Genomic DNA, 15,097 nt, shown 5'->3' with positions numbered 1-15,097 from the left:
CGGCAGGCGGGGGCCGGCTCACTGGCCGCGCAGCGCCGTGGCGAGCTGGGCGCGGGAGCGGACGTCCAGTTTCTGGTAGATCCGGGTGAGCCGGGACTCCACCGTCTTGACGCTCAGGAAGAGCTTCGCCGCCGCCTCCTGGTTGCTGGCGCCCCCGGCGACGAGGAGCGCGAGCCGGGCCTCCGCCTCGGTCAGGGCCTCCACCCCGGGGTGCGGACCGCAGCTCTCGGGCGCGTTCTCCCGGGCGAGTTCCAGCCAGGGCACGGCGCCGGCGGCCTCGAACAGCTCGGCCGCGGCCCGCAGCGCGTCCCGGGCCGGGGCGCGGCGGCGGCGCCGGCGCTCCACGCGGGCCAGCGCGAGCAGCGTACGGCCGTGTTCGAGGGGCAGTCCGAGTGCGCCGAACCGTTCGGCGGTCGCCTCCAGCAGGGCGACCGCCCGCTCCGGCTCGCCCTGCGCGGACAGGCACAGGCCGCGGGCCCGGTCCAGCGCCGCGAGCACGGTGGTCCGGCCGAGGGAGAGGGCGACGGGCGTGACCCGGTCCAGCAGTACGACGGCCTCGTGCGGGGCGTCGGCGGCGACCAGCGCCTCGGCGAGCTCCCCGTGCCAGCGCAGGATGGAGGGGTCCACCACCTGCTGGGCCTCCTCCAGGGCGGCGACCCGGCGCAGGGTGGCCACGGCCTTCGCGGCGTCCCCGGTGGCCAGTTCCACCGAGCCGAGCGCGTACAGCCCCCGGGAGAGGAACACCTGGTCGCCCTCCTCCTCGGAGGCCCGGATGCCCCGGCGGGCATAGGCGGCGGCGCGGGCGAAGCTGCCGCCGGCGGCCTCGGCGGTGGCGGCCACGTACCAGGCCGGGCCGGGTGAGAGGCCCGCTTCGATGGTGAGCTCCAGGGCACGGCGGGCGTGGGCCGCGCCCCGGGCGCAGTGACCCCGGCGCAGTTCGGCCTCGGTCATGCTGCGCAGCACCTCGAAGACGTCCTCGGCGGAGCCGGTGCGCTGGACGGCGGGCAGCAGGGCGAGGAGCTGGCGGTGGGCGTCGGCGAGCCGGTCGTCGAAGAGGGCGTGGCGGACGGCGAGGAACTGCGGGGCGTTGCGCATGCCGAGGGGGACCTCGGGGGCGGGCAGGGCGAGGGCCTCGGCCAGGATGTCCTCGGCGTCGGGGTCGCCGAGGATGCGGCCCATCCGGGCGCGGACGGTCAGGGCCATGGCTTCGGCGACCTGGTCTCCCCCGGCCTTCGCGAGCGCTCCGGCCTCGGCCGCGGCGTCGCGGGCCCGGACCGGGTCGCCGTCGCCGATGTTGTGCTTCCAGGCGATCCGCAGCTGGACGGCGGCCTGGAGGGAGGGGTCTCCGGCGGCGTCGGCCACGGCGTGGGCGATGGTCTCGTCGAGGTCGGCCAGGGCCTGCCCGGCGGCGTCGATGACCGCGAGCCGGGCCCGCACCCGCTGGGCGGGCGAGGCGTCGCGGGCGAGCACGGCGCGGGTTGCGCGGCGGGCCAGGTCGGCGCGGCCGGCCCAGCCGGCGTCCTCGGCGGCGCCTACGAGGCGGGCGAGCTCCTCGTGCGGGAAGGCGGCGGGGGTGCGTTCGGCGGCGAGCAGGCCGAGTTCGGCGGCCAGGGCCCGCTGGCCCCGGCGGCGGCAGGCGTCGGCGGCCCGGGTGATCTCGGCGGCGAGGTCCGCGTCGGGGGTGTCGACGGCGAGCGCGCGGTGGCGTACGGCCTGGACGGGGTCGTCCACGGCGGCGGCGAGCGCGGCGTGCCCGGCGGCCCGCTCGGGCCAGCCGGCGTCGGCGGCCAGGGCGGTCGGCAGGGCGCCGGCGGTGAAGGCGACGGTGCCGTCCTCGCCGACGGTGACCAGCGCGGCCCGTTCGGCCTGCGCGAGTTCCGCCTCGGCGTCGGGGCGTCCGGCCCGGCGCAGCAGGGCGGTGGTGGGGCGGGCGGCGAGCGCGGCGAGGAGCAGGGTCGGGCGGGCCCTGCCGGGGGCGGCGGCGAGGAGCCTGCGGGCGACGTCGCGGGCCTGGCCGGTGACGGGCAGGGTGTCGGCGTGGTGGGCGCCGCCGCCCTGTCCGGCGGCGGCTTCGGCGAGGGAGTGGCCCAGTGCCAGGGCGAGGCGGGGGTTGCCGCCGCTGGCCTGGTGGATGCGGCCGGCGAGGCGGGCGGGCAGGCCGTGGCGCAGCAGCAGCTCGGCGACCTCGTCGGCGCCGAGGGCGGGGACGTGGACGACGGGGGTGCCGGGGCCGCAGAGGGATTCGGCGACGGGTGAGTCCCGGACGCATTCGGCGGCGAGGACCCGTACGCGCGGCGGGGTGAGGCGCAGGACGAAGCGGAGCAGGTCGGTGCTCTCGGGGTCGAGCCACTGGGCGTTGTCGAGGACGAGCAGGACGGGCCCGGAGGCGGCGAGGGTGCGGAGCACTTCGACGACGGCCAGGCGCAGGGCGACGTGGTCGCGGCCGGCGCGGGGGGCGTCGGCCTCGCGGCGGAGCAGGGCGACGGCCGTGCGCTGCGGTCCGGCGAGGCGGTCCAGGGCGGTGCGGGGTACGGAGGCGAGGAGGGCCGCGGCCGAGGCCTCGGGTATCTCCCGGTCGACGGCCTCGGGTGCGAGGCGCAGGACGGTTTCGCGCCGCCGGGCGGCGGCGGCCGCGACGGCGCGCGCCACCTCGGTCTTTCCCGAGCCGGCGACTCCCGTGAGGACGGCGCGGCCGTGCGTGGCCAGCGCCCGGTCGACCGCCTCGATGAGTGCGCCGTGTCCGACGTTGGTGTCAGCGTTCCCCGTCGCCGCCACGCACAGCCACCAGCCTTTCGCGCCCCTGCTCCTGTGCCCTTCCTGTGAGACGCGACAATACGAGGTCAGCCCCCCGACGGACCCGGATTGTGACGCAGAATTCAGTCAGGTGACAGGAAAGCGCCGCCGGCCTGCCGGTACGGGAGGTACCGGCAGGCCAGCGCACTGGATTGGTCCGTACTATCGGCCCGTCAGAACGGAGTTGGGGGGCTCCGCCGGGACCGGTGCGAACCGGGTCAGAAGCCGAGGCTCCAGGAGTCGATCTTGCCGGTGTCGCCGCCCGCGTTGTCGTTGACGCGCAGCTTCCAGGTGCCGTTCGCGACCTCGGAGGAGGCGTTGACGGTGTAGGTCTGGTTGATGTTGTCCGCGCTGCCGCCGGCCCGGTTGTGCAGGGTGTAGACGGTGCCGTCGGGGGCGACCAGGTCGACCTTCAGGTCACCGGTGTAGGTGTGCGTGATGTTCACGCCGACCTTGAGGGTGGCCGGGGCGTTGCCGGTCACGCCGGAGACGGTGATCGGGCTCTCGACCGTGGTGTTGTCGCCGATGGCGAAGTCCGCGGTGTTCTCGAAGGCCGGGGTGGGCTGGGTCGAGGTCACGGCGTTGACGGTCGCGGTGGCGTCGGCGAGGCCGGTGCCGCAGCCGCCGGTGCAGGTGCCGGCCAGCGGGCGGGCGTTGGTCTTGATCGCCGACTCGATCTGCGCCGGGGTCAGCGAGGGCTTGGCCGCGACGAGGAGGGCGGCGAGGCCCGCGACGTGCGGGGCGGCCATGCTGGTGCCCTGGAACGGCTTGTAGATCTCGGCGCCGGGGGTGGTGGTGCCGGCGTTCAGCGTGGAGAGGATGCCGTTCTCGGGGGTGGTGACGGTGCCGGGCGTGTCGGTGGCGCGGCGGGTCTCACCGCCCGGGGCGGCGACGTCGATGATCGCGCCGTAGTTGGAGTAGAAGGAGCGGTCGCCGGTGCGGTTGCTGGCGGCGACGTTGATCACGTTGTTGCAGCTGGCGGGCGAGAAGCCGGCCGCGTCGGCGTTGCTGTTGCCGGCGGCGACCACGACGGTGGTGCCGCGGGCGACGGCCGCGTTGATGGCGTTCTGGTAGCTCGCGGTGCAGGCGCCGGAGCCGCCGAGGCTCATGTTGATGACCTTGGCGGGGGTGGCGTTCGCCGGGACGCCCGCGACGGTGCCGCCGGAGGCCCAGGTGATGGCGTCGACGATGTCCGAGGTGGCGCCGCCGCACTTGCCGAGCACGCGGACGGGCTGGATCTTGGCGTTGTACGCGATGCCGGCGACACCCTTGGAGTTGTTGGTCGCCGCGCCGATGGTGCCGGCGACGTGGGTGCCGTGCCAGGAGGAGTCGCTGGCCCTGGAGCCGGTGCCGCACTCGCCGGCCGCGCTCCAGTCGCCCTGGTCGGCCGGGTTGCTGTCGCGGCCGTTGCCGTCGCGGGCGGCGGTGGAGCTGCTGATGAAGTCGTAGCCGGCGACCACGTTGGCGGCGAGGTCGGAGTGGGCCACGTAACCGGTGTCGAGCACGGCGACGGTGACGCCGGAACCGGTGGTCTTGTCCCAGGCGGCGGGCACGTTCATGCCGGCGGTGGGCTCGAAGAGGTCCCACTGCTTGGCGTACTCGGTGTCGTTCGGCGTGGCCATCGCGTAGGCGCGGGAGTCCGGCTCGACGTAGGCGACGTCCGGGTCGGCGCGGAACTGGTCCATCAGGGCGGCGGCGTCGGCCGGGGCGGTCGCACCGCCGAGGTTGACGAGGGCCGCTCCGGTGCCGAGACGGCGGTCGAACGTGGCCTTCTTGCCGGCCTTCTTGCCCTTGGCGGCGGCGTCGTTCGCGGCCGCGTCGTTCGAGCTGGCCTCGGAGGCCGAGGACTTGTAGCCGACGATCAGGTTCTCGACCGGGGCGGCGGCGGGGGCGGTGGGGGCCGCGGCGGCCGGCAGGGTGGAGGCCGGGTCGTTCGCGGGGGTCACGGCCACCGCGGCCGTGGCGGAGCCGGCGAGCAGGGTGACGGACATGGCCACGACGGATATGAGCCGGCGTCTGGGTGCGTGCACGTTGTTCCCCTTTTACGGGCCGGATCCGGGCAGGCCGGAGCGGCCGGTGGGTGCAGTGTGGGAGGTGGAACAGGCGGAGCGGGGCCTGGGCGGGCTGGTCGATCCCGCCCCGGCCGCCGCCGCGCGCCACGTCGCCCGGCCGCGACGGCGGGGCAGGGCAACGGCGTACCCGGCGATCAGCGCGTCCTCGGTCGTTTCACACCATGTGGGGTTGGTGCGGGGTCCGCCCGGGGCCCGGAAGATCGCCGGTGGGCAGACAGTAGGCAACGCGGGGGTGAACCCGATACGGGGAAAACCCTTGTCCGGACCCTGTGGGGCCCCTCCCCCTCCGGGGGTTGGCGGGGGGAGGCCAGGTCAGCGCGGGTTGAGCCGGCGGAAGTAGGTCCAGCTGGACTCGTTGGGTCCGGCCCACTTCTCCGGGGCGCGGGCGAATTCCGGGTGGTGGGCGGCGATGTACGCGCGGGTGCGCTCGGGCACCTCGGTGTACGAGCCGAGCTTGACGCCCCGGCAGTGGAAGGTGAGTCCGCCGGGCCGCTGCCCCTGCTCCATCCAGGGCAGCCAGGGGGACATCCGGGTCCACGACATGGTGGCGGGGACGCTCGGGGCGTCACCGGCGAGGGCGGCCGCGGAGGTGAAGAACTGGAAGAGCTCCAGGGCCCGGTAGGTGTCGTCGGCCGAGTTCAGCGGGTAGTCGGCGACCGGCAGCGGGGAGGGGTGGGCGAGGGGGATCTCCAGGCTGAAGCAGACCTGGTCGCCCAGTTCGGTGCGCGGGACGGGGAAGGGCCGCAACCGCTGGTTGGCCGGATCGTTCCAGACGTGGACGACGGGCTTGCCCTGCCAGGTGTCGAGGATCTCCCGGGTCGCGGGGTCGAGGTAGAAGGCGGCCTCGCGGGAGAGCATCCGGTAGCCCCCGCCCTCTTCGTCGGCCTCCAGCCGGGCGGCGTTGAGGCCCTCGAAGCCGAAGAGGCGGCGGTAGGGCTCACCGGGCGCCCAGGAGTGGATGTCGCCGGTCCACCAGAAGACCGTCTCCTCGCCGTCGAGGGAGGCACGGGTGCGGGCGAAGGCGTGCAGGAGCTCTTCCGGTGTCATACGGAGAACTCTCGCGGCCGGGCCCGCGGCCGGACAAGCACCGGACGGGCCAACCTCGCCCCCGTCCGCGCACCCCCCCCGGCACCTACGAAAACGCGGGGACCGCCTCGTACGGATGCCCGGTTGACGGCCCGGCGCGCCACCGGCGACCGTGACCGTCATGGGGAACGGAAACCGCCTGCTGGCGCTGCTCGTGTGCCTCCTGCTCGGTGCCGGGCTGGCCGCGGCCGTACTGGGGGCCGCCCGGACGGCCGCGGCGCCGCGGCACGCCGTCCCCGCGTCCGGCGACCGCGTGGACATCGGCGACGTCCCGCCCGGGCCCGCCCCGCCCCCGGCCGGGCCCGACGCCTCCACGGGGACGGTGACGGTGGAGTGCGGGCGCAACGAACAAGGGCACTGGAACCAGGACAACGTGGTGGTGTCGCCGGGTCTGCGGGCGGGTGCCCACCACACCCACGCGTACGTGGGCAATCTGTCCACGGACGCCCTGTCCACCGACGCCTCGCTGGCCTCCGCCGGCACGAGCTGCGCCGGCGGCGACCGTTCCACGTACTACTGGCCCGTCCTGCGGCGCACCGACCGGCCGGGCGGCCGGCCCCACGAGCGGGCGGCCGGGCACGGCAACGCGGGCGAGATCCTCGCCGAGACCTCGGTGCGGGTGGAGTTCCGGGGCAGCCCCGTGGGCAAGGTGGTGCCGATGCCCCGCTTCCTGCGGGCCGTCACGGGGGACGCCGTGGCGGCCACGGCCGGGAGCGGGGCCGACGTCCGGGCCCGCTGGGGCTGTTCGGGCTCCCCCGGCCGGTCCACCACCAGCTACCCGCGCTGCCCGGCCGGGCAGCTGGTGACCCGTACGCTCGTCTTCCCCAGCTGCTGGAACGGGCTGGACACGGCTGCCGCCGACCACCGCTCGCACCTCGCGTTCCCCTCCGCGCGGGGCGTCTGCCCGCAGGGCACGTTCCCGGTGCCCGAGCTGCGGCTGTCGCTGGCCTACGCGGTGCCGCCCGGGGTACCCATCGCGCTCGACTCCTTCCCGGAGCAGCGGCACAGCCCGAGGACGGACCACGCGATGTTCGTGGACGTGATGACCGACGCGCGGATGGCCGAGCTCGTCGGCTGCCTCAACGAAGGCCGCACCTGCCGGATGTGAGTGACGCGGGTCACATGAACCGGCGGGCCCTTCGGGGCGTGTTCCGACCGCACGACGCAATACGGAGGCGGACGGAGGGTGCAATGCCCGGACCACTGTGGCCCCGCACTCGGCGGGGCTCGACCGACGAGGCGCTGATCAGGGCGGTGTACGAGGAACACGGCAACGCCCTGCTCGCCTACGCCACCCGGCTGACCGGCGACCGCGCCGCCGCCGAGGACGTCGTCCAGGAGACCCTGATCCGGGCCTGGAGGCATTCCGAGGTCCTGGTCAACGGGAAGGGCTCGGTGCGCGGCTGGCTGCTCACCGTGACGCGGAACATCATCACCGACCGGTACCGGGCCAAGGCCGCGCGGCCGCCGGAGGTCTCGGGGTCGGCCGCCGCTCCCCCGGTGGAGGGCGACCACGCGGACGCGGTGGTGGACGCCATGACGGTGCTCGGCGCCCTGGACCGGCTGTCGCCGGAACACCGGGACGTCCTGACGGAGTTGTACTACCGCCAGCACAGCGTCGCCGAGGCCGCCGACCGCCTCGGCATCCCCGCGGGGACGGTCAAGTCGCGCTCGCACTACGCCCTCAAGGCGCTGCGCGAGGTGTTCGGGGACGGCACCGCCGACGGCGGGCACAGGAGAGGAACCGGCCGGCCGCCCCAGCAGCCCGGCGGACTGCGGGAGGTGGTGGCGTGAACCGGCAGCGGCACGAGGAGGACATGGAACTGCTCGGCCCGTACGTGCTCGGCGTCCTGGACGGACAGGACGCACGGCGCGTCGAGGAGCACCTCGGCGACTGCGTGCGGTGCCGGGAGGAGGTGGCCGCGTTGCGGGAGATGGAGAGGGCGCTGGGCGAGGTGCCCGAGGAGGCCTTCCTGGACGGGCCGCCGCAGGGCGGCGACCTGATGCTCCAGCGGACCCTGCGGCAGGTGCGCGGGGAGCGGGCGGCGGCCGCGCGGTGGAGGAACGCGGTGGTGGGGCTGGCCGCGGCGGCTTCCCTGGCGGCGGTGTTCTGGGCCGGGGCCCGGGTGGGCGCGGACGCGGGGAACACCGGGGCGCTGCCCCCGCCTCCGCCGCCGCCGTCGCCGTCCGCGTCGGCGGCGCCCTCGCCGCCGGTGGCGGGGACCCGGGTGGCCTCCGCGACCGATGCGGGCACCGGCGCACGGATGACCGTACAGCTGACGCCGGCGGCCAAGTGGGTGCGGCTGCGCGCGGCGGTGACCGGGGTGCCGGCGGGCGAGCGGTGCCGGCTGGTGGTGGTCTCCCGGGACGGTACGCGGTCCGTGGCGGGCGGCTGGGTCGTGGGCGCGGCGGAGCACGGCGAGGGCAAGGGCGCCGCCTTGGACGGCTCCGCGGCCGTGGACCCCTCGGACGTCAAGGAGGTCCAGGTGGTGAACGACGCGGGCCGGACCTACGTGTCCGTGCCGGTGTAGCCCGCGCCGGGCGCGGTACGGGGACCCGCGGCGACCGCGCGGGTCCCCGTACCGGCTCGGGGGCGGCCCGGCGGAAGGCGGGCCAGGTCCAGGAGTTGCCGCCTGCGGGGTCATCTGAGCTGATGAACGGGATCGGTCAAGCGGTCCGGTTGTCACAGCCGAGGCATCGGATGTGACGGACACGTTCATTCGGCGGTCCTTCTGTCACCACAAGCGAAGATCGACGGTCTGCGGCCCTTCATGGCGGTTCCATGGGGCACGGCCCGGAAACCGCCGGGTCACCGAGGACAGGTGATGGAACATGCGAATGGAAGCCGCCAAGCGGGCCGAACTGGTCTTCTCCCTCTTCGACGCCAATGGCAACGGGGTCATCGACTCCGGAGACTTCGACCTGATGACGGGCCGTGTTCTGGAGGCGGCGGCCGCGTCGGACGACGGCGCCAAGGCCGCCATCCAGGCCGCGTTCCGCCGTTACTGGACGACGCTGGCCAGCGAACTGGACGCCAACGGCGACGGCGTGATCACCCTGGACGAGTTCCGTCCGTTCGTGCTCGACCCCGGGCGTTTCGGGCCCACGATCACCGAGTTCGCCGGGGCGCTCTCCGCACTCGGCGATCCCGACGGGGACGGGCTGATCGAGCGCTCCCTCTTCGTGTCGCTGATGACGGCGATCGGCTTCGAGGAGGCGAACATCCACGCCCTCTTCGACGCCTTCGGCCCGGACGCCGAGGACCGCATCACCGTGGACACGTGGGCCGCCGGCATCGAGGACTACTACGCGCCGGAAAAGTCCGGGATCCCGGGCGACCGGCTCGTGACCGCCCGGGCCGTCTGACACGGCCCGCCAGCGCATCGCCGCGCGGGGCGGCGATGCGCTGAGCGCTGTGGGGGTCATGGCCGTGGCTTGTGCGCGAACACCCACCGGTTCCCCTCCAGCGCGTCGTTCGGCTCGGGGAGGGGGCCGCGCCCGTGCCGACGGGTGAAGTCGAAGGGCGTGTGCATCGAGGCGGACCAGCCCTTGGCCGTCAGGGCGCCCGCGGAGTCGGGTCGTGGCCCCTTGTCGAAGAGGTCGAGCAGGTCGATGCCGGTCCCTTCCCGCGTCGCCGTGTAGATCGGGCTGTCGCGGTACATCAGCAGGTCCTTCTCCAGCTTGGCCTCGAAGGCCAGGGCGCTGCCCCCGGTGGTCAGCCCGTCCACCGTGTCGATGAGGTACGTCTCGGCGGGGCCCGGCAGGTAGAAGAGCAGTCCCTCGGCCAGCCAGACGCTCGGTGCGGCCGGGTCGAAGCCGGCGGCGGTCAGCGCGCCGGCCCAGTCCGCGCGCAGGTCGACCGGTACGGGGACGCGCTTCGCCTTCGGCGTTGCCGCCAGGCCGGTGAGCACCCGGTGCTTGAACTCCAGCACGGCCGCTCGGTCGATCTCGAAGACCGCGCAGCCGGACGGCCAGTCCAGCCGGAAGGCGCGGGTGTCCAGCCCCGCTCCCAGCAGGACCACCTGCCGGGGGCCCGTCCGCACCGACCCGAGCAGGAAGTCGTCGAGCACCCTGGTCCGCAGGCCGAAGTACCGGGCGAACCGCCCCCACAGCGGGTCGCCGTCCCCGTCCGGGACCTGCTGGATGCGCACCGGCCAGTCCGCGCACGCGGGGGCGGCGCGCACGAAGTGTTCCGCGTAGGCGTCCTGGGCCAGGCCGTCGTCTCGGTGGGTCTCGATCGCCCGTGCCGCGGCGACCAGGAGGGCGGTCAGGCCCACACCTGCGTCGACGCCTTCCACGTCCGTGTGCTGCGGCGCCGTGCCGGTCATGTCTCCTCCATGGGCGGGGGTGGGGGCCGCGAGCTTCCTGCTCGTCGGATGCGGGGGGGCCGCGGTGCCGCGTACCGCGCTCACCGTCCTGCGGTCGGGAGCAGGACCGGTTTGACCACGCGGCCGGCGTCGCAGTCGCGCTCGGCCTCGTTGATGTCGGCCAGCGGGTAGGTGCGGATGAGCTGGTCGAAGGGGAAGCGTCCGGCCTGCCAGAGCCGGGTCAGCAGCGGGATCAGCAGTCCGGGGACGGCGTCCCCTTCGCAGATGTGGCGGATGCCGCGGCCCCGGTCGAGCGTGCCCGGTTCGAGCGGCAGCGGGGTGTGGAGCCGCGCCACCAGGCCGAGGGTGCCGGTGGGGCGCAGTGCCCGCAGCGCGTCATTGATGAGCGGGGCGGAGGCCGTGGTGTCGAGCGCGTACTGCGCGCCGCCGCCGGTGAGCCGCCGGATCCGCTCGGCCCGTCCGGGCGTTCCGGATGCTCCGGGTGTTCCGGGCGTTCCGGCGGGCAGGGGGATCGCGCCGAACCGTTCCGCCAGGGCCAGCCGTCGGGGGTGCCGGTCGACGGCCACGGTCAGCGCGCCGGCGGCGGTGGCCGCCATCACGGCGGCCAGGCCCACGGCTCCCGCGCCGAGGACGACGAGGGTGTCGCCCGGGCCGGCCGCGAAGGTGTTCAGCACGGCTCCGGCGCCGGTCAGGAAGCCGCAGCCGAGCGGCCCGAGCAGTTCGACGGGGAGCGCGGGGTCGACCCGGACGGCGTTGCGGGCCGAGACGAGCGCGTACTCGGCGAAGGAGGACTGGCCGAACCACCGGGGGGACAGCGCTCCCCCGGCCGCGTCGGTGAGCCGGGGAGCGGCCTCCTCGCGTCCCCCGAAGAGGTTGAGGGAGGCGAAGGAGTCGCAGTAGGCGGGGGCCGCGCCGCGGCAGTTGCGGCAGTGCCCGCAGGAGTCGAAGCTCAGCACGACGTGGTCGCCGACGCCGATGGCGGTGTCCGGGCCGCCGCCCGTCCGCACCACGACCCCGGCCCCTTCGTGGCCGAGCACCGCCGGCAGCGGGCTGCGGCCGGCCGATCGCCGGACCGCGAGATCGGTCCGGCACATCCCGCAGCCGGCGATCTTGACCAGGACCTCGCCGACGGCGGGTTCCGTCGCCAGGGCGACCTCCTCGACCGCGAACGGGTCCTCGTACGAGCGCAGTACGGCCGCCCGGAAGCTCACCATCACGCCTCCCTCGGGCGGTGGACGACGAACGGCCGCAGGTTGCCGTACAGCCCCCACGGCCCGCCCGCCACGCCGACGCCGCTGTCCTTGACGCCCGTGAAGGGCTGGGCGAGGGACAGTTCGGCGTGGTGGTTGATCCAGGCCGTGCCGCATTCGAGCCGGTCGGCCACCGCCGCCGCCCGGTCGGGGTCGGTGCCCCACACGGAGCCGCCCAGTCCGAAGCCTGTGCCGTTGGCGGCGTCGACGGCTTCGTCGAGGTTCCGGTAGGGCAGCACCGGCAGGACCGGCCCGAACTGCTCCTCGGTCACCACCGGGCTGTCGGGGGGAACGTCGGTGAGGATCGTGGGGGCGAAGAAGTAGCCCGGCCCGGCGTGCCGGTGGCCCCCGGCCGCCGCACGGGCACCGTCGGCCAGGGCCCGCTGCGTGATCCGCTCGACCCGGGCGAGCTGGGGGCCGTTGTTGACCGGTCCCATCCGGGTGTGCGGGTCCAGGCCGGGCCCCAGGGTGACGGCCTTGGCGCGCTCGGCGAGGGCTTCGACGACCTGGGCGTGGATCCGGGCCGGGGCGTACACCCGTTTGACCGCCATGCAGACCTGCCCGCAGTTGCGGAAGGCGGCCCAGAACAGCCGGTCCGCGATCCGGTCCACCTCGACGTCGTCCAGCAGGACGGCGGCGTCGTTGCCGCCCAGTTCGAGGGTGACCCGGGCCAGCGAGGCCGCCGCCGCTCCGGCGACGGCCCGCCCGGTGGGCACCGAGCCGGTGAAGGTGACGTGACGGATGCCGGGGTGGGAGGCGAGGCGGGCGCCGAGCGGTTCGCGGCCGGTGACGACGGTCAGCACGTCCTCGGGCAGGACGGTGGCGAGGACGGAGCCGAGCAGCCGGGTGGCGAGCGGGGTGAAGGGAGACGGTTTGAGGACCACGGTGTTGCCCGCCGCGAGGGCGGGCGCGAACTTCGCCGCCGCCAGCTGGAGGGGGAAGTTCCACGGCACGATCGCGGCGACGGGTCCGAGGGGGCGCCAGCGGATCTCGCTGTGGACGGGCCGGCCGTCGGTGATCCGCCGGGTACTGGGGGCCAGGTCGGAGAAGTAGCGCAGCCGGGCCGCCGTACGGGCGGTCTCCGCGTACGACTCGGCCAGGGGTTTGCCCTGTTCCCGGGTGAGCAGCCGGGCGAGGTCGTCGGCGGCCGCCTCGACGGCGTCGGCCGCCGCGCGCAGAGCGGTGGTACGGGCGGCGGCATCGGCGCGCCAGCCGTGCCAGGCCCGGCGGGACCGGTCGACGACGCCGTCCAGTGCGTCCGGCTGCTGGTCGGGGGCCTCGTCGAAGACCTCCCCGGTGGACGGGTCGACGACGGCGAGGCGCGGGGTCCGGTCTCGGGGGACGCGATCGGGCTCGGAGGTCGGCATGCCGGTGGTCAGCTCACGGTGGTGACGCCGGCCGCGTGCTCCCGGGCCTGCCGGTCCATCTCCGCCCTGAAGGCGGCCACCAGGTGCGGCCGGATCCGTCCGGCGTTGCGGTCGCCGCCCTCGCAGACCGCTCCGCGCACCCCGACGATGTCCGTGCCGATACGGGTCAGCGGTCCGAGGTCGGCCTGTGTGACACTGCCCGCGAGGGCGGCGAGCAGGCCGGCGGCGTGGGCCAGCCGGACGAACTCGGCGCAGACGTCGGGCGGTACGTGGTCGAACAGCCGCGTCCCGTCCTTGATCGCGGTGTCGAGCATGGCGGCGTCGGCGCCGGAGCGGGCGGCGATGTCGGGCAGGGCGAGCGGGTTGACGCAGCCGATCCGGTGGGCGTCGGCGTAGCCGGAGGCGACGACCAGCGCTTCGGGGCGGTAGTCCTTCACCGCCCGGACGACCGCGCGCATGACGTCGATCCCCTGGTCGGGCGTGGTGCATCCGTAGAGGCCGACCTTGATGTAGGTGGCGCCGGAGACGACCGCGCCGAGCGCGGCCTGCGCCACCGTGCCGGGCTTGTACGGGACGTCCCCCACGGTCGCGGACACCGGCTTGTCCGCCGGTACCGCGTCGCGGATCTCCCGGATGACCCAGGGGAAGTTCGCGCCGAGGGAGCCCTCGTCGGGCTTCTTGACGTCGACGATGTCGAGGTGCTCCGCCGCCTTCGCGCAGTCGAGAGCCTCCTCGACGCCGTCCGGGGAGATGAGAAGCAACACCGTGAACTCCTTTCGCCGCCGGTCCGCCCGGCCGGGGGCCGGGGACCGCGGATCACCTGGTTCATGTGCGACGTGCTCATCATTTCCGTGACCCATGGGGTCCGGGAGGGCGCACGGGGTGTCCATTGGCGCTCGGGTCCTCGTACGGCGCGCCGTACACGGCGGGGCAAACGGGACAGTGCGCCGGGGACCGGCGGGGCGGGGGAAACGAGACGGGGACCGGGAACGTGACGGGGCCCGGGAACATGTCCAGTTCCCGGGCCCCTCGGTGCCACCCAATTGCGCACACCGGCGCCGTTTAAGAGCGGGGATCATTCTGAGGCCGACGTGTTCTACCTTTGAACTACCGCGCCGCGAAGAGGCGCAGGAGGGACTTGAACCCCCATCCGTCGGTGATCGTCCCCGCTCGGTCGATCCGGTGTTCGGCGGCGAATGCTGAGACTGGAGCGATAATCTGAGATTCAAGGGGCCGCCTCTACCGGCTTGGGCCACCCCGGCACGTGTGCCGGGGGAGGGATTCGAACCCCCAGTGACACCCCTGTTTCAGCTTCAACGTCAGTTTCAGCTTGCGCTCTCGCGCACCCCCTGTCACACAGGGGGCGTTCGTGGGGCTACCCGAAGAGGTAGCCGAATACGGCGTCCCCGACCCGCTGGTCGGTCACCTCGGCGCCGTTGGCCTCCTCGCGGGCGAACTTCACGGCCTGCTGGAGCCGTTCCACCCGGTCGAGGAGTTCGTTGACCCGGCGGGCCGGGAGGGCGCCGGAGAACTTCACGGTCGTCCAGTAGCCGACCGCGACGTCCTCGTAGTACACCTCCACCTGCGCGGGGTGCTTCTCCGTGGCCTCGGCCTTGACGTGGTTGCGCGGCACCTTCTTGGTGCGGATCGTGCGCACCGGTTCCGTCTTCCAGGAGTCCGTGGAGGGGTCCAGGTTCCAGGACTCCGAGGCGTCCAGGACGGGCAGCTTGCGCACGAAGGTGTGCAGGTCGGTCAGCTGCTTCTCGAGGAAGAGCAGGTAGGGCACCGGGACCTGGGCGAGCAGCACGTTGCCGTCGACGACGACGTCGGCGGCCGCGGTGCGGTTCGCCCAGTCCTTGGTCGCCGTCACGTCGAACAGGCGGGTCAGGGTGCCGGCCGTCGCCCGCAGCACGTCCTCCGCCTTGACCTGGACCCGGGTGGACTCGGGCGGCAGCTGTTCGCCCTCCTCGTCCTTGGGCTGGTACGTACGCGAGATGCCGGCCAGGAGGGCGGGCTTCTGCACGTCGTGGTGAGCCTGGGTGAGCTCCTGGAGGGACTTGGACTTGACGCCCTTTTCGACTGCGATGATCTGATTCAGCTTCGGCACGTGATCAACCTAGCAACGGCCCCGGTGTGACTACCATTTCTTTTTGGCGCGCGGCTCCGGCGCGGGTTCCGGCGCGTGCCCGGCCCGTACTCCA

Annotated in this window: 12 protein-coding genes; 4 read left to right on the top strand and 8 right to left on the bottom strand. The window is 74.4% G+C overall.

Annotated elements, in window-relative coordinates; translation table 11 throughout:
• Positions 1–18: 18 nt before the first annotated feature.
• From ACZ51S_RS02850 to ACZ51S_RS02840, 3 genes are all read right to left on the bottom strand, one after another.
• Positions 19–2,775 (bottom strand): helix-turn-helix transcriptional regulator, encoded by a 2,757-nt coding sequence (locus tag ACZ51S_RS02850; protein WP_468801892.1) that lies wholly within the window; start codon positions 2,773–2,775, stop codon positions 19–21.
• A gap of 236 nt (positions 2,776–3,011) precedes the next feature.
• Positions 3,012–4,784, bottom strand: coding sequence for a S8 family peptidase (locus ACZ51S_RS02845; RefSeq protein WP_468477529.1), 1,773 nt, complete (start codon positions 4,782–4,784; stop codon positions 3,012–3,014).
• Positions 4,785–5,177: 393 nt separating this feature from the next.
• On the bottom strand, positions 5,178–5,912 hold the full coding sequence (locus ACZ51S_RS02840) for a DUF1838 family protein (RefSeq protein ID WP_468477492.1): 735 nt from the start codon (positions 5,910–5,912) through the stop codon (positions 5,178–5,180).
• A 160-nt stretch (positions 5,913–6,072) separates the two neighbouring features.
• Between ACZ51S_RS02840 and ACZ51S_RS02835 the strand changes: the two genes are divergently transcribed.
• The 4 genes from ACZ51S_RS02835 to ACZ51S_RS02820 all read left to right on the top strand — a co-directional run bounded on the left by ACZ51S_RS02835 (position 6,073) and on the right by ACZ51S_RS02820 (position 9,317).
• A complete protein-coding gene (locus ACZ51S_RS02835) occupies positions 6,073–7,059 on the top strand; it encodes a DUF1996 domain-containing protein (RefSeq protein ID WP_468477493.1) in 987 nt (328 codons plus the stop codon).
• 83 nt (positions 7,060–7,142) lie between these two features.
• Positions 7,143–7,745 (top strand): sigma-70 family RNA polymerase sigma factor, encoded by a 603-nt coding sequence (locus ACZ51S_RS02830; protein ID WP_467883788.1) that lies wholly within the window; start codon positions 7,143–7,145, stop codon positions 7,743–7,745.
• Positions 7,742–8,482 carry a zf-HC2 domain-containing protein gene (locus ACZ51S_RS02825; RefSeq protein WP_468477494.1) on the top strand — a complete coding sequence of 247 codons (741 nt, stop codon included), beginning with the start codon at positions 7,742–7,744 and terminating at the stop codon, positions 8,480–8,482. The genes ACZ51S_RS02830 and ACZ51S_RS02825 overlap by 4 nt, the downstream gene beginning before the upstream one ends.
• 301 nt (positions 8,483–8,783) lie before the next feature.
• Positions 8,784–9,317: an EF-hand domain-containing protein gene (locus ACZ51S_RS02820; protein ID WP_468801891.1), complete on the top strand. Its 534-nt coding sequence runs from the start codon at positions 8,784–8,786 to the stop codon at positions 9,315–9,317.
• 56 nt (positions 9,318–9,373) lie between these two features.
• On the opposite strand, the gene ACZ51S_RS02815 is transcribed toward ACZ51S_RS02820, so the two are convergent.
• From ACZ51S_RS02815 to ACZ51S_RS02795, 5 genes are all read right to left on the bottom strand, one after another.
• Positions 9,374–10,279 (bottom strand): class I SAM-dependent methyltransferase, encoded by a 906-nt coding sequence (locus ACZ51S_RS02815; RefSeq protein ID WP_468477496.1) that lies wholly within the window; start codon positions 10,277–10,279, stop codon positions 9,374–9,376.
• 80 nt (positions 10,280–10,359) lie between these two features.
• The gene (locus ACZ51S_RS02810) at positions 10,360–11,493 is read right to left on the bottom strand and encodes an NAD(P)-dependent alcohol dehydrogenase (protein WP_468801890.1); all 1,134 of its coding nucleotides are present in this window, start codon (positions 11,491–11,493) and stop codon (positions 10,360–10,362) included.
• Complete coding sequence (locus tag ACZ51S_RS02805) at positions 11,493–12,896, bottom strand: aldehyde dehydrogenase family protein (protein ID WP_468801889.1); 1,404 nt, start codon at positions 12,894–12,896, stop codon at positions 11,493–11,495. Before ACZ51S_RS02805 ends, ACZ51S_RS02810 begins: the two co-directional genes overlap by 1 nt.
• A gap of 8 nt (positions 12,897–12,904) precedes the next feature.
• On the bottom strand, positions 12,905–13,660 hold the full coding sequence (locus ACZ51S_RS02800) for a (5-formylfuran-3-yl)methyl phosphate synthase (protein ID WP_468477498.1): 756 nt from the start codon (positions 13,658–13,660) through the stop codon (positions 12,905–12,907).
• A gap of 611 nt (positions 13,661–14,271) precedes the next feature.
• Entirely contained in the window at positions 14,272–15,003 is a 732-nt protein-coding gene (locus ACZ51S_RS02795) for a DUF7873 family protein (RefSeq protein WP_388936297.1), read from the bottom strand.
• Between the last annotated feature and the right edge of the window lie 94 nt (positions 15,004–15,097).

This window comes from Streptomyces sp. NPDC034043, assembly GCF_055575675.1.
The sequence above is the reverse complement of the archived record's forward strand: the minus strand, read 5'-3'. Positions and strand labels throughout refer to the sequence as shown.

Excerpts from the sequence above, each read along its gene's own strand:
- ACZ51S_RS02845 (WP_468477529.1), bottom strand. The coding sequence starts at position 4,784 with ATGTCCGTCACCCTGCTCGCCGGCTCCGCCACGGCCGCGGTGGCCGTG.
- ACZ51S_RS02840 (WP_468477492.1), bottom strand. The coding sequence starts at position 5,912 with ATGACACCGGAAGAGCTCCTGCACGCCTTCGCCCGCACCCGTGCCTCC.
- ACZ51S_RS02835 (WP_468477493.1), top strand. The coding sequence starts at position 6,073 with ATGGGGAACGGAAACCGCCTGCTGGCGCTGCTCGTGTGCCTCCTGCTC.
- ACZ51S_RS02830 (WP_467883788.1), top strand. The coding sequence starts at position 7,143 with ATGCCCGGACCACTGTGGCCCCGCACTCGGCGGGGCTCGACCGACGAG.
- ACZ51S_RS02820 (WP_468801891.1), top strand. The coding sequence starts at position 8,784 with ATGCGAATGGAAGCCGCCAAGCGGGCCGAACTGGTCTTCTCCCTCTTC.
- ACZ51S_RS02815 (WP_468477496.1), bottom strand. The coding sequence starts at position 10,279 with ATGACCGGCACGGCGCCGCAGCACACGGACGTGGAAGGCGTCGACGCA.
- ACZ51S_RS02810 (WP_468801890.1), bottom strand. The coding sequence starts at position 11,493 with ATGGTGAGCTTCCGGGCGGCCGTACTGCGCTCGTACGAGGACCCGTTC.
- ACZ51S_RS02805 (WP_468801889.1), bottom strand. The coding sequence starts at position 12,896 with ATGCCGACCTCCGAGCCCGATCGCGTCCCCCGAGACCGGACCCCGCGC.